Raw genomic sequence first — 19,732 nt, forward strand, 5'->3', positions numbered from 1 at the left:
AGGGCCGAGTGCCGCCACGAAGGAGGATGACCGGTTTTCGGGCAGATGCAAGCGAGCCGGGCAAGAAGCACGCCCCAGAGAATGCGAGACCGTTGCAGCCCGGGGTGCAGGCGGTCTAGAAGCGAGGGAATGTGACAGCCACCGCTTGGGACGGCGCCGGGTGACAGCACTACTGACAGTCGAGGGGCTGACCAAGGCCTATCCCGGGGTGATCGCCAACGATCATGTCGGCTTCGACATCGCACAGGGCGAGGTGCATGCGCTTCTGGGCGAGAACGGTGCGGGCAAGTCCACCCTCGTCAAGATGATCTACGGCCTCGTGCAGCCGGATGCGGGCCGCATGACCCTGCGCGGCAAGCCTTATGTCCCCGCCAGCCCCAGCGCCGCCCGCAAGGCGGGCGTGGCGATGGTGTTCCAGCATTTCAGCCTGTTCGACGCGCTGAGCGTGGCCGAGAACATCGCGCTGGGGATGGAGACGCCGCCGCCGATGCGTCGGCTCGCCGCCCGAATCCGCGAGGTCAGCGAAACCTACGGCCTGCCGCTGACTCCCGACCGGCTGGTGGGCGGCCTGTCCGCGGGCGAACGCCAGCGGGTCGAGATCATCCGCTGTCTGTTGCAGGATCCGCGCCTGCTGATCATGGACGAACCGACCAGCGTGCTGACTCCGCAGGAGGTTGCGATCCTGTTCGCCACGCTGCGCAAGCTCGCCGCCGAGGGCACCGCGATCCTTTATATCTCGCACAAGCTCGAGGAAATCCGCACGCTTTGCGACCGGGCGACGATCCTGCGTCGCGGCCGCGTCGTCGAAAGCTGCAACCCGCGCGAGAAGTCCGCCGCGCAACTGGCCGAGATGATGGTGGGGACGAAACTGACCGCCCCGTCGCGGGCGGGCGGCAATCCGGGCGGCGTCGTGCTGGAGGTGTCGGGGCTGTCCCTGCCATCGGCAAACCCCTTCGGCACGTCCTTGCGCGATATCTCGTTTTCCGTCCGGGCGGGCGAGATCCTCGGCATCGGCGGGGTGGCGGGCAATGGTCAGGACGAATTGCTGGACGCGCTGTCGGGCGAGGCCGCCGTCACCCCCGGTGCGGTCCGGCTCCGGGGTCGGCCGATCGGCGCGCTCGGCCCCGGCCCCCGGCGCCGCGTCGCGGTGCTGGCCGCGCCCGAGGAACGGCTGGGCCATGCCGCAGCCCCCGACATGAGCCTGACCGAGAACGCCATGCTGACAGCGGCGATCCGCGAGGGGCTGGCGGCGCGGGGTTTTCTGAAATGGCCTGCCGCGAAGGCCTTTGCCGAGAAGGTGATCGCGGCCTTCGATGTGCGCACCCCCGGCCCCGGCAATGCCGCGCGCTCGCTGTCGGGCGGCAACCTGCAGAAATTCGTGATCGGGCGCGAGGTCTTGCAGCGTCCCGAGGTGCTGGTCGTGAACCAGCCGACCTGGGGCGTCGACGCATCCGCCGCCGCGGCGATCCGGCAGTCGCTGCTGGATCTGGCCGCATCGGGGACAGCGGTGATCGTCATCAGCCAGGATCTGGACGAGCTGATGGAGATCTCGGACCGCTTCGCCGCGCTGAACGAGGGCCGCCTGTCGCCGCCGCGCCCGGCGCAGGGGCTGACGCTGGAGGAAATCGGGCTGATGCTGGGTGGCGCCCATGACATGGAGGTGGCGCATGTGGCCGAGTGAGGCGCAGCCATGATCCGCCTTGAAAAACGCCCCCAGCCGTCGCGGGCCTGGACCGTGGCGACGCCGCTGCTGGCCGTGGCGCTGACCATGGTGGCGGGCGGGCTGATGTTCGCCCTTCTGGGCAAGGATCCGGTCGTGGCGATCCGCACGATCTTCTGGGATCCGTTGTTTCACGAGCAGTTCGCCAGCTATTCGCGGCCGCAATTGCTGGTCAAGGCGGGGCCGCTGATCCTGATCGCGATCGGATTGTCGCTGGGCTTTCGCGCGGGCATCTGGAATATCGGTGCCGAGGGGCAATACATCATGGGCGCGCTTGCGGGCGCGGGCGTGGCGCTGGCGCTTTACCCGCTGGATGCGTGGTTCCTGTTCCCGCTGATGGTGGTGGCCGGCGCGCTGGGCGGCTGGGCCTGGGCGATGATCCCGGCCATCCTGAAGACGCGGTTCCGCACCAACGAGATCCTCGTCTCGCTGCTGCTGGTCTATGTCGCCGAGCAGGTGCTGGCCTCGATGGCGCTGGGGCTGATGAAGAATCCCGAGGGCGGCGGTTTTCCGGGCAGCCGCAACCTCCAGCACTACCCCGCCGCGGCCAATACCGAACTGATCGCGGGCACCGGCATGCATTGGGGCGTGGCCGCCGCCTTCATCGCGGTGATCGCGGTCTATGTGCTGCTGACCCGGCATATCCTGGGCTTCCAGATCCGGCTGGCGGGCCAGAGTCCGCGCGCCGCGCGCTTTGCGGGCGTCAACCCGAACGCGCTGGTGGTGATCTGCCTTGGCCTGTCGGGGGCGCTGGCGGGGCTTGCAGGGCTGTTCGAAGTGGCGGGGCCAGGCGGGCGGATCAATATCGGCTTCAACCAGGGTTATGGCTTCACCGCGATCATCGTGGCCTTCCTGGGTCGGCTGCACCCGGTCGGGATCCTGCTGGCGGGGCTTCTGATGGCGCTGACCTATATCGGCGGTGAACTTGCACAATTCATGCTTGGCATTCCGTCCGCCGCGATCCAGGCCTTTCAGGGCATGCTGCTTTTCTTCCTTCTGGGGGTCGATGTCTTGTCCAATTACCACATCCGCCTCGGCCGCCGGAGGGCCGCCTGATGGATTTCGGCGCGATCAATCCGACGGTTCTGGCGGCCTCTCTGATGGTGGCCTCGACGCCGATCCTGCTGGCCGCGATCGGCGAACTGGTGGTCGAGAAATCCGGCGTGCTGAACCTGGGCGTCGAGGGCATGATGATCACCGGGGCGATTGTCGGCTTCGCCATCGCGGTCGAGACCGGCAGCCCGGCGCTGGGCTTTCTGACGGCGATGGCCGGAGGGGCGGCGCTGTCCCTGATCTTCGGCGTGCTCACGCAGGTGCTGATGTCGAACCAGGTGGCGACGGGGCTTGCACTGACATTGTTCGGGCTGGGGTTTTCGGCCCTGATCGGGCAGGGCTATGTCGGCGTCAAGCCGCCCGCCCTGGCGAAACCGGATCTGGGTCTGCTGGCCGATATTCCGGTGCTGGGCCGTGTCCTGTTTTCCCATGACCTGATCGTCTATCTCAGCCTGGCGCTGGTGGTCGCGGTCTGGGCCTTCCTGCGCTTTACCCGGGCCGGGCTGATCCTGCGCGCGGTGGGCGAGAACCACGATGCGGCGCATGCGCTGGGCTACAAGGTGGTGCGCATCAGGTTGGCCGCCATCGCCTTTGGCGGCGCCTGCGCGGGGCTGGGGGGCGCCTATCTCAGCCTGATGCGCGTGCCGCAATGGACCGAGGGCATGACCGCGGGCGCGGGCTGGATCGCGCTGGCGATCGTGGTCTTCGCAAGCTGGCGGGCGGGGCGGGTGCTGCTGGGTGCCTATCTTTTCGGCGGCGTCGCGGTGCTGCAACTGAACCTGCAGGCCGCCGGTGTCGCGGTTCCGGTCGAACTCTTGTCGGCTTCGCCCTATCTGGTAACGATCATCGTGCTCGTCATCATCTCGGCCGACCGGGGCCGCGCGGCGCTGAATGCGCCCGCCTCGCTGGGACGGGTTTTTCACGCCTCTAGTTGAGGCGCCGCCAACCGGGGGCCCGATGGCCGCCCGCCAACACGGGAGACAAAGATCCATGAACCGCAGAACATTGCTTGCCTCTGCCGCCTTCGCTTTGGGCCTTGCCGGGGCCGCCGCGGCCCAGGACCCGGTCAAGGTCGGCTTCGTCTATGTCGGCCCGATCGGCGATGGCGGCTGGACCTATGAACATGACAAGGGGCGCCTGGCCGTCGAGGCGCATTTCGGCGATGCGGTGGAAACGGTCTACCAGGAAAGCGTGCCCGAAGGCGCCGACGCGGAACGGGTGATGACGCAGATGGCGCTGTCGGGCGCTGATCTGATCTTTGCCACCTCGTTCGGGTTCATGGATCCGGTGATCAACGTCGCGCAGAAATTCCCCGATGTGAAGTTCGAGCATGCCACCGGCTACAAGCGCGCGGACAATGTCAGCACCTATTCCGCCCGCTTCTACGAAGGTCGCGCGGTGCAGGGGCTGATCGCCGGGCACATGACGGAATCGAACATCATCGGCTATATCGCCTCCTACCCGATCCCCGAGGTCGTCCGCGGCATCAACTCGGCCTTCATCCATGCAAGACAGGTGAATCCGGACGTCCAGTTCAAGGTGATCTGGGCCTATACCTGGTTCGACCCTGCCAAGGAGGCCGACGCGGCAACCGCCCTCATCGAACAGGGGGCGGATGTCATCCTGCAGCACACCGACTCGACCGCGCCACAGGCCGCGGCCGAGCGTGCGGGCAATGTCTACACCTTCGGGCAGGCCTCCGACATGATCGAATACGCGCCGAAGCCGCGAATCTCCTCGATCATCGACAATTGGGCACCCTATTACATCGAGCGGGTGCAGGCGGTGATCGACGGCACTTGGGAAAGCGAGGACACCTGGGACGGGATCGCCCCTGGCATGGTCGGTATCGGCGAGATCACGGACGCGGTGCCCGCCGAGGTCAAGGCCGAAGCCGAGGCGCTGATCGCGGCGATGGCGAGCGGAGAATATCATCCCTTCACCGGCCCGCTGAACCGGCAGGACGGCACGCCCTGGCTGGCCGAGGGCGAGGTGGCGGATGATGGCACGCTTCTGGGCATGAACTTCTATGTCGAGGGGCTGACGGGCGCGGTTCCGCAATAAGGCGGGCCGGGCCGGGGGCGCTGCCCCCGCCGCCGGGATAATTCGGGCCAGAAGAGGGCGCGCGGCGGGGCTTTGGCTTTGCCGCGCGCTTGCGTTATGTCGGGGGTATGGACAACGATTTCATCGTGATCGGCGGCGGGATCGCCGGGGTGTCGGTCGGGGCGCGGCTGTCGGACCTTGGGCGCGTGGCGCTGGTCGAGGCCGAGGCGGGGCTGGGCTATCACGCCTCGGGGCGGTCTGCCGCGCTGTTCGACATGTGCCTGGGCGCGCCGCCCATCGTGGCGCTGAACCGGGCGAGCCATGCCGAGCATGCCGCAATGGGCGGCCTGTCCGGGCGCGGCCTGATGGTCGTGGGCCGCGCCGACGATGCCGCGGCCTTCGCGCGCGATGAGGCGCATATGGCGCTAGAGCGCCTGTCGCCGACGGAGGCGCGGGCGCGCATGCCGGTGCTGAACCCCGAGACCGTGGCCTTTGCCGGGTTCAACGCCGAAGCATGGGATCTGGACACCGACCGGCTGATCCAGGCTCAGGCCCGCGAAATCCGGGGCAATGGCGGCACGGTCACCACCGGGGCGCGGGTTACGGCGATTACGCGGGTTGCGACGGGCTGGCGGGTCGAGACCGCCAAGGGACCCGTCGAGGGGTGCATTCTGGTCAATGCCGCGGGCGCCTGGGTGGACGCGGTGGCGCGGATGGCGGGGGTGGCGCCCCTGGGGTTCACTCCGATGCGCCGGTCGATGGCGCGGCTGCCTGCACCGGGGGGCCATGATCTGCGCGGCTGGCCGATGGTGGTGGGCGCGGGCGAGCGGTGGTATTGCAAGCCCGATGCCGGGAAGCTGCTGGTCTCGCCCGCCGAGCAGGATCCGATGGAGCCCCATGACGCCTTTGCCGATGACATGGTGCTGGCCGAGGGGCTGGCGCGCTACGAGGAAATGGTGACCGAGCCCGTCACCCGGGTCGAGACGAACTGGGCGGGCTTGCGGACATTTGCGCCCGACAGGCTGCTGGTGATCGGTTTCGACCCGGCCGAGCCCGCCTTTTTCTGGCAGGCGGGTCAGGGTGGCGTGGGTTTCCAGACCGCGCCTGCGGCCAGCCGTCTGGCGGCCGATCTGGTGGCCGGGCGCGCGCCCGCCATCGGGGCCGAACTGGCCACTGTCTTCAGCCCCGGGCGGTTCGCGCGATGAGTCGGCGGTTGAGCCTGCCCGACAGCGCCTCGGTGGCGCAGCCCGGCGCGGATGGGCGGATGCACGCGCCGTCTGCCGCGCGCAATGCCGCGGCGATCTGCGCGGTGATCGCCGCGCGGGCGCCGCAAACGGGCCGGGCGCTGGAGATTGCCAGCGGGACGGGCGAACATGCGGTGCGGATCGCGGCGGAACTGCCCGGGCTTGACTGGCAACCCACCGAAATCGACCCCGCAAGGCGGGGCAGCATCGACGCCTGGGCCGCCCATATGGGGCTGGCGAACATCCGGCCCGCCATCGCGCTGGATGCCTGTGCGCCGGGCTGGGGGGGCGCGCATCGGGGGCAGGATCTGATCTTTGCCAGCAACATCCTTCATCTGGTCAGCCAGACCGAGGCAGAGACGCTGGTGCGTGAGGCGGGCGCCGCACTGGCGCCGGGGGGCGTGCTGATGATCTACGGCCCGTTCCGTCGCGACGAGGGATTCGCCAGCGCGGGGGATGCGGCCTTTCACGCCAGCCTCGTCGCGCAGGATCCGGCCATCGGATACAAGGGGGTCGGGGAGGTCGCCGACTGGATGCGCGCCGCTGGTCTGTATGTCGAACCGCCCGTCGAGATGCCGGCGAACAACCTGACCCTGATCGCCGCAAGGCCCCCGCTGTTTGACCCGGGTCAAGGCGGGGCAGCAGGAAAACTGGTGTGAGGGATGTGGTTTTGGACCCCAAGGAGACAGGCATGGACTGGACGGCAAAACGCGACACGACCAAGGATCAGCTCAAGCGCCTGAACAAGGCTATCCCCGAGGCGACCAAGGCGTTCGGGGGGCTGGGCAAGGCGGTGAAGGAGGGCGGCGAGCTCGACTTCAAGACCAAGGAATTCATTGCGCTGGGCATCGCCATCGGGCTGCGCTGCGAGGCCTGCATCGTGCTGCACATGGAGGCGCTGGTGCGCGTGGGTGCGAGCCGCGAGGAAGTCGGCGATGTGCTGGCCATGGCGATCCAGATGGGCGGTGGGCCGGCGATGATGTATGCGGCCGCGGCCATGGAATGCTATGACCAGTTGATCGAGGAGAAGGCCCAGGCGGCCGAATAGGCCGCCTGTCGGCCTCCCGGCTGGCCCGGCCGGGAGGCTGCACCGTTGCTGTTGCCTGAACCGCGGGTTGGGCATACCCTTTCGCTGTCCGCAGCCCGAAGGGAACCATGCCCATGCCCCGCCTTGTCCCGACCGCCCTGCTTTTCGCTCTGGTCGCCGGGGCGGCGGGGGCGGCCGGTCATCACAGCCTCGAAGGCCGCTTTGTCGCCGGGTGGGACGGAAACGGCGATGGCGTCGTGACGCTGGCCGAGATCATGCGGATCCCGCCCGCGGTGTTCGCCCGGTTCGACCTGGACGGAAACGGCATTCTGGACCCGCGCGAGACCGCGCGCTTCGACGCCGCAAGACAGGCCGATCTGCGGGCTGTCGGTGGCCGCACCGGCCCCGAGATCGCGCGCCTTGCCGCCGGGCTGAGGCTGAAGCGCAATGACATCGACGGCAATGGCCGGATCAGCCGGGACGAGTTCCGGCTGGGCGGTGCGGACTGGCTGGCGCTGCTGGACCGCAATGGCGACGGGGTGGTCAGCGCGGCCGATTTCGTCCCGCGCTGACCCGTCAGCCATCGGCGCGGATACGCGCGTTCGCGGGATCGTGCGGGCTGTCCTCGACGATCTCGGCGGGCCAGAGGCTGTCGAACATCCTGACCTGCAACCGGGTGCCTGGCACCGCCAGATCAGGGCGCACATAGCCCATGCCGATGGATTTGCCAAAGACGACCGACCAGCCGCCCGAGGTCAGCCGCCCGACCCGCGCCGCGCCGTGATACAGCGCCTCGCGTCCCCATGGGTCGGCATCCTCGGGTCCGTCGATCAGGAGGGTCACGCATTTGCTGCGGATGCCCGTGGCGACCATCGCCGCCTTGCCGTGGAACTCCTTGGACAGGTCCACGAAGCGGTCGAGCCCGGCCTCCAGGGGCGTTGCGTCGCGGCCAAGCTCGGTGCCGAAGGCACGATAGGATTTTTCCTGCCTCAGCCAGTTCTGCGCCCGCGCACCGACCAGCGCCATTCCGTGCTTCTCGCCCGCCGCCATCAGCAGATCCCACAGATAGGTCTGCATCTCGATGGGGTGGTGCAGTTCCCAGCCCAGCTCGCCGGTATAGGCCACCCGCAGCGCGCGGACGGGGCACATGCCCAGTTCGATATCGCGCGCCGACAGCCAGGGAAACCGCCTGTTGGACAGCACACTGGCGGGGTCCGCATCGCGCACGACATCGTTCAGGATCGCCCGCGCATTCGGCCCGGCCAGCGCGAAGACGCCCCATTGGGTCGAGACGTCGTGGATGTCGATCCAGCCGAATTCGGCGCGCTTGTCCTCGGCGGCCTTGACCAGGAAATCGTGGTCATAGGCCTGCCACGCCCCCGCCGAGACGAGGTAATACTCATGTTCGGAGAGGCGGACGATGGTATATTCGGTCCGCACCGTCCCCGCCGAACTCAACGCATAGGTCAGGTTCACCCGGCCGACCCTGGGCAGCGCGTTGCAGGTGAACCGGTCGAGGAACGCGGTCGCGCCGGGGCCGCGCACCAGATGCTTGGTGAAGGCGGTGGCGTCGATCAGCCCGGCGCGTTCGCGGATCGCCTTGGCCTCATAGGCGGCATGCGTCCACCAGCCGCCCCGGCGGAAGCTGCGGGCATCGTGGTCGAATGTCTCGGGCGCGTCCTCGGGGCCGTAATAGTTCGGCCGCTCCCAGCCGTTGACCTGCCCGAACTGCGCGCCAAGGCGTTTCTGCCGGTCATAGGCGGGCGAGGTGCGCAGCGGACGGCAGGCGGGGCGTTCCTCGTCGGGATGGTGCAGGATGAAGACATGTTCATACGCCTCCTCGTTCTTGCGGGCGGCGTAGTCGGTCGTCATCCAGTCGCCGAAACGGCGGGGGTCGAGCGATCCCATGTCGATCTCGGCCTCGCCCTCGACCATCAGTTGCGCAAGGTAATGCCCCGCCCCCCCGGCAGCGGTGATGCCGAAGCTGAAGCCTTCGGCCAGCCACATGTTGCGCAGCCCCGGCGCGGGACCCAGCAGCGGGTTGCCGTCGGGCGTGTAGCAGATCGGGCCGTTGAAATCGTCCTTGAGCCCCACCTGTTCCGAGGACGGGATGCGGTGGATCATCGACATGTATTCGGCCTCGATACGCTCCAGATCGAGCGGGAACAGGTCGGCGCGGAAGCTGTCGGGGCAGCCATATTCGAACCGCGCGGGCGCGCCCCGTTCATAGGGCCCGAGAATCCAGCCGCCGCGTTCCTCGCGTACATACCATTTCGCATCGGCATCGCGCAGAACGGGGTGCTGCGGGTTGCCCGCGTCGCGCCATTCGACCAGCGCGGGGTCGGGCTCGGTCACGATGAACTGATGCTCGACCGGGATCGCGGGCGTCCTGATCCCCAGAAGCCGGGCGGTGCGCTGGGCGTGGTTGCCGGTGGCGGTGACGACATGCTCGGCGGTGATGACCGCCTGTTCGTCGGTCGCGACAAGGTTGCCGCCCTTCTCGGCCATCCGCGTCACCGTGACCCGCCATTCGGACCCGGTCCAGTCATAGCCATCCACCTGCCATTTCCGCTCGATGGTGGCGCCCAGTTGGCGCGCGCCTTTGGCCATCGCCTGCGTGACATCGGCGGGGTTGATGTAGCCGTCCGTGGGATGGAACAGCGCGCCCACCAGATCGTCGGTCCGCACCAGCGGCCAGCGTTCCTTGATCTGATCAGGGCTCAGCCATTCAAAGGGCACGCCGCAGGTCTCGGCCGTGGTGGCGTAAAGCATGTATTCGTCCATGCGTGCCCGGCTTTGCGCCATGCGCAGATTGCCCACCACGAAGAAGCCGGGGTTCAGGCCCGTCTCGGCCTCGAGCCCCTTGTAGAACCGGATCGAGTAGTCGTGGATATGGGTCGTGGCGTAGGACATGTTGAAATAGGGCAAGAGCCCCGCCGCATGCCAGGTGCTGCCCGAGGTCAGTTCGTCGCGTTCCAGCAGCAGCGTGTCCCAGCCCGCCCGGGCCAGATGATAGGCGATCGAGGCACCGACGGCACCGCCGCCGACGACAAGGGCTTTGACATGGGTCTTCATGGGCCGCGACTCTTTCATTTTGACGTCGTCAGATTAAACACGTCTGGGCGCACGAAGGGCCGAAATCAGGCCGACCCTTGATGACGGGAATGCGACATCGACGTAAGAAAAGAAAGCCCCGCCGAAGCGGGGCTGCCAGCACTGACCGGAGCTTGCTTTCGCCAGACGGCCAGTGGCCCTTGCGGGACTTAATGCGGATGCTGTCGCAGAGCCGCCACCAAGAAAAGATGGGTCAGTCCAGGAGGTTTGTCAAACGCGATAGCCCCATTCCGTGAAGCACGCATTGACGCACGGAGCGGAACGTCGCGGCCGGAAGGACTTCCACCTGGTAACGACGCTTGCCCAAGGCATCCTTGCCCAGGTGCAAAAGATCGGTCCGATGAAATCCGACCGCATTCACCATATCGCCCTTCACCCATGCTCGATTTGACCAACCCTCAGGCAGATCGAAAGGAATTTCGATCTCGCAATGGTAAGGCATGCGCCTTGCCGGGGCTGTGGTGCTGAGGGCAACAACCGTGAGAACCTTGCCCCTGGCCACGATAGCCGGGGAGAGGACAACGCAGAGGCGGCGCTTGACCATCTCGGGCTCTCGGAATCCCGGCTCGAACGCGACCCGGACCAGCGAACCCGGAGCCGGATGATAGATCAAAGCCATCCGCCTGTCAGAACATCGAGGACAGGACCAGATCGGGCGGGCGGTGGCCGTCGGCGAAGGTCCTGATGTTGATGATGACCTTCTCGCCCATCTCGATCCGCCCCTCGACCGTCGCCGATCCCATATGCGGCAGCAGCACGACATTCGGCAACTCGCGCAGGCGCGGGTTGATCTCGTGGCCATGTTCGAAGACATCCAGCCCGGCGCCGCCCAGATCGCCCGTGCGCAGCATCCGCGTCAGCGCGTTCTCGTCGATCACCTCGCCGCGCGAGGTGTTCACAATCACCGCGTCCTTCTTCATCAGCTTGAGCCGCCGCGCATTCAGCAGATGAAAGGTCGAGGGCGTGTGCGGGCAGTTGATCGACAGCACGTCGACGCGGCTCACCATCTGGTCGAGGCTGTCCCACCAGGTTGCTTCCAGATCCTCCTCGATCTCGGTGCGCAGCCGCTTGCGGTTGTGATAGTGGATCTGCATCCCGAAGGCGCGCGCGCGTCGCGCCACTGCCTGCCCGATCCGGCCCATCCCCAGGATTCCCAGCCGCCGTCCGCCGATCCGCCCCCCCATGAAGGCCGTGGGCGCCCAGCCGCGCCAGGCGCCCGCCTGCATCACCGCCAGCCCCTCGGGGATGCGCCGGGCGACCGCCAGCATCAGCGCGATGGTCATGTCGGCGGTATCCTCGGTGACCACATCGGGCGTGTTCGAGACGAGAATACCCCGCTGCCGCGCGGTCTGGATGTCCAGATGGTCGATCCCCGCACCGTAATTCGCGATCAGCTTCAGCCGGTCACCCGCTGCGGCCAGCATCGCCTGGTCGATCCGGTCGGTCACGCAGGGCACCAGCACATCGGCGCGTCGCATCGCCTCGACCAGGTCGTCACGGGACATCCTGGCGTCGGTATCGTTCAACGCGACGTCGAACAATTCCTTCATCCGGGTCTCGACCGGCGCGGGCAGGCGTCGCGTCACGACAACACTCAGGCGCTGAGCGGGCATCCCGGGGCTTCCTCCTGCTTTCCAATCCGCGGCGTCAGTGGCAAACTGTCGGAGTTCGGGGCGCGGCACAAGACCCCGGGGCAGGAACGGACAGGACAGACATGGCGCAGCGCGCAATCGGGCGGATCGCGGGATCGGCCCTCGTTCTATTGGTTTGCATGATGGCTCTTGCGGCCCCCGTTCAGGCCGCCGAACGCGGGCCGGTCACCAATCTGCCGCTGCCGCGCTATGTCTCGCTCAAGGCCGGCGAAAGCAATGTCCGGCGCGGGCCCAGCCTCAGTCACCGGGTCGACTGGGTCTATAAACGCCGCGGCATGCCGTTGCAGATCACCGCCGAATACGGCCATTGGCGCCGGGTGCAGGACCGCGACGGGGCGGGCGGCTGGATGCATTATTCGCTGTTGTCGGGCGTGCGCACCGTTCTGGTCGACGAGGACATGGTCCCGATGCGCCGGACCCCGCAGACGGACGCCCCGGTGCTGGCCCAGGCCGAACGCGGCGTGATCGCGCGGCTGGGCGCCTGCCGACCCGACTGGTGCCGGATCTCGGCCGAGGGCCGGTCGGGCTGGGTGCCCAAGGGCACGCTCTGGGGCGTCGAGACGGACGAGATCCGCGACTAGGCTTGCGGCCCCGGGGGCAAGCTTGCTAACGGAACCTGAACCCGCGCCACGGACTCCGCCGATGCCGACCGCTGCCCGCCTGAACCTGTCCGCCGGGATCGCCTCGGTGATCACGGCGCTTGCGCTTGTCGCGATCAAGCTCTGGGCGCTGGGGGCGACGCAGTCGCTCTCGGTCGCGGCCTCGCTCGCGGACAGCGCGCTGGACCTGATGATGTCGCTGGGCGCACTGGCCGCGATCCTCTATGCCGCGCGCCCGCCCGACGAGGACCACGCCTTCGGCCATTCCTCGGCCGAGGATCTGGCCGCCCTTGGCCAGGCGGTGTTCATCCTCGCCTCGGCCGGTGTGATCGCCTTCGCCGCCATCGGCCGCCTGATCGCGCCCGTGCCGGTGCCGCTGAGTTCGGAAACCCGGGGCATCGTCGCGATGGTCGTCTCGATCGTGCTGACGCTGGCGCTGGTGCTCTGGCAGCGCCGGGTCGCCGCGCGCACCGGCAACCGGGTGGTCAAGGCCGACTCGCTGCATTACCTGGGGGATCTTCTGCCCAATATCGGGGCGATCCTCGCGCTCTGGGCCTCGGCCCAGTTCGGATTCGTGCGCCTGGATGCGGCCATCGCGCTGGCCGCCGCCGCCATGCTGGCCGTGGGCGCGCTGGGCATCGGCAAGGGGGCATGGGACGCGCTGATGGACCGCGCCGCCGATCCGCAGGTGATCGCCAGGATCGAGAATCTGGCCCGCACCCAGCCCGGCGTGCACGGATTTCACGATCTCAAGACCCGCCGCGCGGGCTCGCGGCTTTTCGTGAACCTGCATCTGGAACTCGATGGCGACCAGAGCCTGAACGCCGCCCATTCGATAGGCGCCGCCCTGAAACACGCCATCCTCGCCGAGTTTCCCGGCACCGATATCATCATCCATTTCGACCCGGCCCGGAAAACCGCGCCCTGAGCCTTCTTCTGGCCGGAAATATCCCCGCCGGAGGCATCCGCCGTCAGGCGGACCCGCCGCCGCAGACCGCGCAGCCCGGTCGCCGCTTCAACGCGATGATCCGCGTCTCGCCCTGAAGCGCGTCATAGATCAGCATCCGCCCGCGCAGCCCCTCGCCCGCCCCGGTCAGCGCCTTGACCGCCTCCAGCGCCATCATCGCCCCCATCACGCCCGGCAAGGGCCCCAGAACCCCCGCCTCGGCGCACGAAGGCGCCAGCCCCGGCGCGGGCGCCTGCGGGAAGACGCAGGCATAGCAGGGCGTGCCGCGGGCCGGGTCATAGAGGCTGATCTGGCCCTCCCACTGGCTCATCGCCGCGGCGACCAGCGGCTTGCCCAGTTCTGCCGCGACACGGTTCACCAGATAGCGCGTCTCGAAATTGTCCGACCCGTCAAGGATCAGGTCATGTTCGGCAAACAGCGCCCGGGCCGTCTGCTCGTCCAGCCGCCGGTTATAGGGCCGCAGCGTGACAAAGGGGTTCTGCGCGGCGATCGCCTCGGCGGCGGAAAAGACCTTGGGCATCCCGATCCGGGCATCGGTATGGATCACCTGCCGCTGAAGGTTCGAGTTCGACACGATGTCGTCGTCGATCACCCCCAGATTGCCCACCCCCGCCGCGCCCAGATACAGCAGCGCGGGCGAGCCCAGCCCCCCTGCCCCGATCACCAGAACGCGCGCCTGTTTCAGCCGCTTCTGCCCCGGCCCGCCGATCTCGCGCAACACGATATGGCGGGCATAGCGGTCCAGTTCGGCGGGGCGGAACGTCCCCGGCTGGCTCGGCTCGGGCGCGGGCCGCCGCGCCCTGCGGCGCAGCGCGCCAAGCCCCGCGCGATAGGCCAGCACCACCGCCACCGCCACGCCCAGCGCGGCCCAGCCCTGCGGCGTGCCGCCCAGCGCCGCGCGCAGCGGATGCGCGGGGGGCATCGCCACCTGCACCGCCAGCACGCCCACATAAAGCGCCGCGATCATCCCCCAGCGCGCCCGGGTCGAGACCTTCATCAGCGCGCCCAGCCCCCAGAGCACCGCCGCCAGCCCGAGGACCAGCCCCATCAGCCCCGCCCCGTCGAGCCGAAGCCGCCCTCGCCCCGCGCGGTCCCGTCCAGATCGGTGACCACCGCGAACGCGGCCTGCACCACGGGGGCCACGATCATCTGCGCGATCCGGTCACCATGATGGATCGTGTAGGGCGCATCGCCGAGGTTCACCAGCAGCACGCCCAGCGGCCCGCGATAATCGCTGTCGATGGTGCCGGGCGTGTTCGGCAGCGTGATCCCGTGCTTCAGCGCAAGGCCGGAGCGCGGGCGGATCTGCACCTCGAACCCCGGCGGAAAGGCCATGCGAAAGCCGGTGGGCGCGATCCGGCGTTCCATCGGGTGCAGGGTGAAGCCCGCGGCCCGGATGTCGGGCGGCAGGTTGGCGCGGATATCGGCGCCGGCCGCGCCCGCGGTCTCGTAGGAAGGCAAGGGCAGGTCGCGGTCGGCCCAGTCCTCCCACAGGATGCGCAGGGTGGGAATCATGCCAGCGCCTCGGCGATCCGCTGCGCGAGACGCTGGGCAACCTCGTCCTTGGCCAGCCGCGGCCAAGTCTCGGCGCCCTCGGGCGTGATCAGCGTCACCTCGTTCTCGGCGCCTCCCATGATGCCCGTGGCGGGGGAAACATCGTTGGCCACGATCCAGTCGCAGCCCTTGCGCGCGCGCTTGGCGCGGGCATGGGCCTCGACATCATGGGTTTCGGCGGCGAAGCCCACGACAAGCCGCGGCCGCCCCTGCCCCATGCCCGCGACATTGGCCAGGATGTCAGGGTTTTCCGAGAATTCCAGCGCGGGCGGGCGGCCCGATCCGTCCTTCTTCATCTTCTGCGGGGCCGCGTTCGCCACCCGCCAGTCGGCCACGGCAGCGGCGAAGACCGCCGCATCGGCGGGCAGCGCGGCCTGAACGGCGGCCAGCATCTCGGCCGCTGTCTCGACGCGGATCACCTCCACCCCCGCGGGGGGCGGCACGGATGCCGGGCCGGTGACGAACACCACCTCGGCCCCCAGCCCCGCAAGCGCGCGCGCCAGCGCCGTCCCCTGCGCGCCGGACGATCGGTTGGCGATGTAGCGCACCGGGTCGATCGGCTCATGCGTCGGCCCCGAGGTCACGACGATGCGCCGCCCCCTGAGCGGCCCATCGGCCAGCGCGGCCTCGATGGCGGCCATGATCTCGGGCACCTCGGCCATCCGGCCCGGGCCGTATTCGCCGCAGGCCATGTCGCCCTCGTTCGGCCCGACAAGGAGCACGCCATCGCTGCGCAGCGTTTCCACATTGCGCCGGGTGGCCGGGTGCTGCCACATCCGCACGTTCATCGCGGGCGCGACCAGAACCGGCGTATCGGTGGCCAGCAAGAGCGTGGACGCAAGGTCGTCCGCATGCCCGCCCGCCATCTTCGCCATCAGATCCGCGGTGGCAGGTGCCACCACCACCAGATCGGCCGAGCGCGAAAGCTGGATATGCCCCATCTCGGCCTCGTCGGTCAGGTCGAACAGCTCGCGGTAGACCTTTTCGCCCGCCAACGCCGACAGCGACAGGGGGGTGACGAACTCGGCCGCCGCCCGCGTCATCACCGGGCTGACCGCGATGCCGCGCTCGCGCAAGCGGCGGACCAGATCCAGCACCTTGTAGGCGGCGATCCCGCCCGAGACGATCAGAAGAATGCGTTTGTCCGCCAGCATGGACCCCGACCCCGGTTTCGCGCCTGCCCGAATGTCTAGGCCGCACCCCGGGCCGAGACAAGCTTACTCGCTGCGGAACACGGCGCAGGGGTCGGGCCGCTCGGCCGGCGGGGTGACCAGCCACAGGTCGAAGGGCGGGGCCTCTGCGGGCGGGGATTCGAACTGGCCGATGGCGATCACATGGGCTTCGGGGGCCACACGGGCCAGCGCCCGGCCCATGCCCCAATCGCTGCGCGCATGGCCGTTGCCGGTGATGATCGCGACCGGGCCGCCGGTCTCGGACAGCGCCTGTTGCGTGGCCCGGGCCAAAGCGGCATCGCGCAGGCGCTGCGCCTCGACCATGCCGCCCATCATCTCGGCGGGCATGGCGTTGCAATGGGCCTCCATCTGCCCGGCCTCGCGGATGGCCTGCTCGTCCGCGGGCAGGGGCTCGGCCAGGCCATAGGCCGAGGCCTCGTCGCCAAAGACCGGCGCCGCGCCTTCGCCGACCGCGCGGCGCACCTCGTCGCGGGGAAGCGCGGCACCATAAATGGCGGCCTCGGGGGCGGCGGTGAAGATCGGGTGATACATCGCGAAATCGGGCCAGCCCGATTCGGCCCAACCCAGCGCCGCCCCCAATGCCGCCGCATCGCCGCGCAGGTCGGGAACGACGCGCGCGGCCTGTTCGGAGGTCAACATCTCGAAGACCAGCGCGGCAGGCTGAATTGCTGCCACGGCCACGGCCTGGTTGGCGTGGTGCCACGGATTGTCATGGGTCTCGCCCAGGATGACCACATCGGCGGACGGCAAAGACACCAACGCCTCCGGCGGGATTTCCCCGGCCCCGGCGGCGGTGGCGATGGCAAGGGCGGTCAGGGCGCCAGGAAGGAAAAGCTGTCTCACGAGAGGAAGTGATGCACCTCTGTGGATTGCGCTTCAAGGCTCTTGCGCATCTTGCCGAAGGCGGCAGCTTCGAGCTGGCGCACCCGCTCCTTGGACAGGCCCAGTTCGTTGCCCAGGCTTTCCAGCGTTCGCGGCTCATCGCGCAGCTTGCGTTCCTGCACGATGAACCGCTCGCGTTCGTTCAATTCCGACAGGGCGGTGACCAGCCAATCGCGCAGCTGCGCGCGGTCGCGTCCCGCCTCGACGATGTCGGCCGCCTGCGCCGCGTCGTCCTCGATCGTCTCGATCCACTCGCGCCCATCTTCGTCACTCGATTGCGTCGCGTTCAAAGAGAAGTCCGAGCCCGACAACCGCCCCTCCATCATCTCGACATCGGCGAGCGGCACGCCCACCTCGGTCGCGATCATCTGGCGCAACTGGTGGCGGTCGAGGAACTCGCCCCGGGCACTGGCCTCGCGTTCCAGCCGCGCCTGAACGCGGCGCATGTTGAAGAACAGCGATTTCTGGCTGGAGGTCGAGCCGGTGCGCACCATCGACCAGTTGCGCATGACGTAATCCTGGATCGACGCCTTGATCCACCAGACCGCATAGGTCGAGAAGCGCACGCCGCGGTCGGGATCGAACTTGTCCGCGGCCTTCATCAGCCCCAATCCCGCCTCCTGGATGAGGTCGTTCATCGGCGCGCCGTAGCGGCGGAACTTGGACGCCATCGAGATCGCCAGCCGCATATAGGCGGTGATCAGCCGGTGCAGCGCCGCCTCGTCGCGATGGTCGCGCCATGCATAGGCCAGTTTCAACTCGGTCTCGGCATCCAGCAGTTCCGCCTTCATTGCCTGACGCGACAACGCCATCGAGTCGTAGCCATCCAGAGCCATCCGTAACCCCCCGGATCTTGATGTTTCGGTTTCCCGGTTCCCAGAACTTGTTTTTGCTTTGTTTACGATGCTCGTCGGTGATTGGATCACAGGCAATCGCGAATGGGCAAAGCTGACACGCAAAAATTGTGTATGCACGCACACACAATCGCGTGAGACCCAGCCCGGGCGGTCCAGCCGCACAAGACCTGGGCAGGGATTGCGCAACCGCCGCGGGGAAAGTCGGCCACGTTATTTCTCTCAGGCGGCCGTGGATGTTAACCCTTCGGTAACCAAGCGGGCGTAGCCGTTAACCATTCCTGAGCGCGGGAGCACAGAATGGTGTCGCGGGCCTTCACCGTGGCCTTCGAGGGCGTCGAGGCCCGGGTCGTCGAGGTTCAATGCGCGGTCGCGCCCGGCCTGCCGGCCTTTTCGGTCGTCGGACTGCCCGACAAGGCGGTGAGCGAGGCGCGCGACCGGCTGCGCGCGGCGCTCGTGGCGATGGGGGTGGCGCTGCCCTCGAAACGGATCACCGTGAACCTCTCGCCCGCCGACCTGCCCAAGGAAGGCTCGCATTTCGATCTGCCGATCGCGGTGGCGCTGCTGGCCGCGCTGGACGTGATCCCGCGGGACGCGGCCGAGGGCTGCGTCGCGCTGGGCGAACTGTCGCTGGACGGGCGGCTGGTGCCGGTCGTGGGCGCGCTGCCCGCCGCGATGGCCGCCGCCGAGGAGGACCGCGCGCTGCTTTGCCCGAAGGCCTGCGGCGCCGAGGCCGCCTGGGTCGGCGGCACGCAGGTTCTGGCCGCGCCCGATCTGGCCGCGGTGGTGCGCCATTTCACCGGCCAGGCGCCGCTGGCCCCGGCCGAGCCGGGCGAGGTGGTCGAAACGGCCCAGTTCCGCGACCTTTCGGACGTCAAGGGACAGGAACGGGCAAAGCGCGCGCTGGAAATCGCCGCGGCCGGGCGGCACCACATGCTGATGGTCGGCTCGCCCGGGTCGGGCAAGTCGATGCTGGCCGCGCGGATGCCCGGCATCCTGCCCCCGCTGTCGCCGGTCGAGGCGCTGGAAACCTCGATGATCCATTCGCTTGCGGGGCTGCTGGACGAGGGCGGCATCTCGCGCCACCGTCCGTTCCGCGAGCCGCATCACACCGCGTCGATGGCCGCCATCGTCGGCGGCGGGCGCGGCGCCAAGCCGGGAGAGATCAGCCTGGCCCATAACGGCGTTCTGTTCATGGACGAGTTCCCCGAATTTCCCCGCGCCGTGCTGGAAACCCTGCGCCAGCCGATCGAGACCGGCGAGGTGGTGGTGGCGCGGGCCAATGCCCATATGCGCTATCCCTGCCGCTTCCTGCTGGTCGCGGCCGCCAATCCCTGCAAATGCGGCTACCTGGCGGATCCCGCGCGCGCCTGCGCCCGCGTGCCCCAATGCGGCGAGGATTATCTGGGCCGTATCTCGGGGCCGCTGATGGACCGCTTCGATCTGCGCGTCGAGGTGCCGCCAGTCGCCTATGCCGATCTCGACCTGCCGGCGACCGGCGAACGCTCGGCCGCGGTCGCCGCCCGCGTCGCCGTCGCCCGCGGCCGGCAGACCGCGCGGTTCGACGGCCATCCCAGCGTCCGCGTCAACGCCGAGGCCGAGGGCGCCCTTCTCGAGGAAATCGCCACCCCCGACCACGAAGGCCGGGAACTGCTGGCGAAGGTGGCCGAACGCTTCGGTCTGTCGGCCCGCGGCTATCACCGAGTGCTGCGGGTCGCCCGCACCATCGCCGATCTCGACGGCTCCGACACGGTGGGCCGAAACCACGTGGCCGAGGCGGTCAGCTTCCGGCTGTCGTTGGGGGAGACGTAATTGGGGAGCACCACGGCC

19 protein-coding genes are annotated in these 19,732 nt (G+C 68.5%); 11 read left to right on the plus strand and 8 right to left on the minus strand.

Translation table 11 applies throughout. From position 1 onward, the window contains the following. Nucleotides 1-160: 160 nt before the first annotated feature. The 8 genes from EV216_RS05395 to EV216_RS05430 all read left to right on the plus strand — a co-directional run bounded on the left by EV216_RS05395 (nt 161) and on the right by EV216_RS05430 (nt 7,659). Entirely contained in the window at nt 161-1,681 is a 1,521-nt protein-coding gene (locus EV216_RS05395; RefSeq protein WP_243641973.1) for an ABC transporter ATP-binding protein, read from the plus strand. Nucleotides 1,682-1,690: 9 nt separating this feature from the next. Next, complete coding sequence (locus EV216_RS05400; RefSeq protein ID WP_132694043.1) at nt 1,691-2,776, plus strand: ABC transporter permease; 1,086 nt, start codon at nt 1,691-1,693, stop codon at nt 2,774-2,776. Next, nucleotides 2,776-3,708 carry an ABC transporter permease gene (locus EV216_RS05405; protein WP_132694044.1) on the plus strand — a complete coding sequence of 311 codons (933 nt, stop codon included), beginning with the start codon at nt 2,776-2,778 and terminating at the stop codon, nt 3,706-3,708. The genes EV216_RS05400 and EV216_RS05405 overlap by 1 nt, the downstream gene beginning before the upstream one ends. A gap of 55 nt (nt 3,709-3,763) precedes the next feature. Then, complete coding sequence (locus EV216_RS05410; protein WP_132694045.1) at nt 3,764-4,837, plus strand: BMP family ABC transporter substrate-binding protein; 1,074 nt, start codon at nt 3,764-3,766, stop codon at nt 4,835-4,837. A 107-nt stretch (nt 4,838-4,944) separates the two neighbouring features. Further along, the gene (locus EV216_RS05415; RefSeq protein WP_132694046.1) at nt 4,945-6,021 is read left to right on the plus strand and encodes an NAD(P)/FAD-dependent oxidoreductase; all 1,077 of its coding nucleotides are present in this window, start codon (nt 4,945-4,947) and stop codon (nt 6,019-6,021) included. Beyond that, the gene (locus tag EV216_RS05420; RefSeq protein ID WP_132694047.1) at nt 6,018-6,719 is read left to right on the plus strand and encodes a DUF938 domain-containing protein; all 702 of its coding nucleotides are present in this window, start codon (nt 6,018-6,020) and stop codon (nt 6,717-6,719) included. Before EV216_RS05415 ends, EV216_RS05420 begins: the two co-directional genes overlap by 4 nt. Nucleotides 6,720-6,751: 32 nt before the next feature. After that, entirely contained in the window at nt 6,752-7,108 is a 357-nt protein-coding gene (locus tag EV216_RS05425) for a carboxymuconolactone decarboxylase family protein (protein ID WP_132694048.1), read from the plus strand. Between the two features lie 113 nt (nt 7,109-7,221). Next, entirely contained in the window at nt 7,222-7,659 is a 438-nt protein-coding gene (locus EV216_RS05430; protein ID WP_165899156.1) for an EF-hand domain-containing protein, read from the plus strand. A 4-nt stretch (nt 7,660-7,663) separates the two neighbouring features. Here the strand turns inward: EV216_RS05430 and EV216_RS05435 are convergent, their stop codons facing one another. From EV216_RS05435 to EV216_RS05445, 3 genes are all read right to left on the minus strand, one after another. Next, on the minus strand, nt 7,664-10,162 hold the full coding sequence (locus tag EV216_RS05435) for a GcvT family protein (RefSeq protein ID WP_132694050.1): 2,499 nt from the start codon (nt 10,160-10,162) through the stop codon (nt 7,664-7,666). A gap of 232 nt (nt 10,163-10,394) precedes the next feature. Then, the gene (locus tag EV216_RS05440; protein ID WP_132694051.1) at nt 10,395-10,820 is read right to left on the minus strand and encodes a type II toxin-antitoxin system PemK/MazF family toxin; all 426 of its coding nucleotides are present in this window, start codon (nt 10,818-10,820) and stop codon (nt 10,395-10,397) included. A gap of 7 nt (nt 10,821-10,827) precedes the next feature. Next, complete coding sequence (locus EV216_RS05445; RefSeq protein ID WP_132694052.1) at nt 10,828-11,814, minus strand: 2-hydroxyacid dehydrogenase; 987 nt, start codon at nt 11,812-11,814, stop codon at nt 10,828-10,830. A gap of 101 nt (nt 11,815-11,915) precedes the next feature. Between EV216_RS05445 and EV216_RS05450 the strand changes: the two genes are divergently transcribed. Further along, entirely contained in the window at nt 11,916-12,434 is a 519-nt protein-coding gene (locus tag EV216_RS05450) for an SH3 domain-containing protein (RefSeq protein WP_132694053.1), read from the plus strand. A gap of 61 nt (nt 12,435-12,495) precedes the next feature. Continuing rightward, nucleotides 12,496-13,380, plus strand: a complete 885-nt coding sequence (locus EV216_RS05455) for a cation diffusion facilitator family transporter (RefSeq protein WP_132694054.1) — start codon at nt 12,496-12,498, stop codon at nt 13,378-13,380. A gap of 43 nt (nt 13,381-13,423) precedes the next feature. On the opposite strand, the gene EV216_RS05460 is transcribed toward EV216_RS05455, so the two are convergent. The 5 genes from EV216_RS05460 to EV216_RS05480 all read right to left on the minus strand — a co-directional run bounded on the left by EV216_RS05460 (nt 13,424) and on the right by EV216_RS05480 (nt 17,884). Further along, the gene (locus EV216_RS05460) at nt 13,424-14,467 is read right to left on the minus strand and encodes a HesA/MoeB/ThiF family protein (RefSeq protein ID WP_132694055.1); all 1,044 of its coding nucleotides are present in this window, start codon (nt 14,465-14,467) and stop codon (nt 13,424-13,426) included. Then, complete coding sequence (dut, locus tag EV216_RS05465) at nt 14,467-14,934, minus strand: dUTP diphosphatase (protein WP_132694056.1); 468 nt, start codon at nt 14,932-14,934, stop codon at nt 14,467-14,469. Before dut ends, EV216_RS05460 begins: the two co-directional genes overlap by 1 nt. After that, nucleotides 14,931-16,127: a bifunctional phosphopantothenoylcysteine decarboxylase/phosphopantothenate--cysteine ligase CoaBC gene (gene coaBC, locus EV216_RS05470; protein WP_132694057.1), complete on the minus strand. Its 1,197-nt coding sequence runs from the start codon at nt 16,125-16,127 to the stop codon at nt 14,931-14,933. Before coaBC ends, dut begins: the two co-directional genes overlap by 4 nt. Before the next feature lie 63 nt (nt 16,128-16,190). Further along, complete coding sequence (locus EV216_RS05475) at nt 16,191-17,009, minus strand: ChaN family lipoprotein (protein ID WP_424511168.1); 819 nt, start codon at nt 17,007-17,009, stop codon at nt 16,191-16,193. Then, complete coding sequence (locus EV216_RS05480; RefSeq protein WP_132694058.1) at nt 17,006-17,884, minus strand: RNA polymerase factor sigma-32; 879 nt, start codon at nt 17,882-17,884, stop codon at nt 17,006-17,008. The genes EV216_RS05475 and EV216_RS05480 overlap by 4 nt, the downstream gene beginning before the upstream one ends. A gap of 318 nt (nt 17,885-18,202) precedes the next feature. On the opposite strand from EV216_RS05480, the gene EV216_RS05485 reads away from it, so the two are divergent. Continuing rightward, on the plus strand, nt 18,203-19,714 hold the full coding sequence (locus EV216_RS05485; RefSeq protein ID WP_132694059.1) for a YifB family Mg chelatase-like AAA ATPase: 1,512 nt from the start codon (nt 18,203-18,205) through the stop codon (nt 19,712-19,714). Nucleotides 19,715-19,732: the final 18 nt, after the last annotated feature.

It is taken from the genome of Rhodovulum steppense, assembly GCF_004339675.1.
GTDB classification, from domain to species: domain Bacteria; phylum Pseudomonadota; class Alphaproteobacteria; order Rhodobacterales; family Rhodobacteraceae; genus Rhodovulum; species Rhodovulum steppense.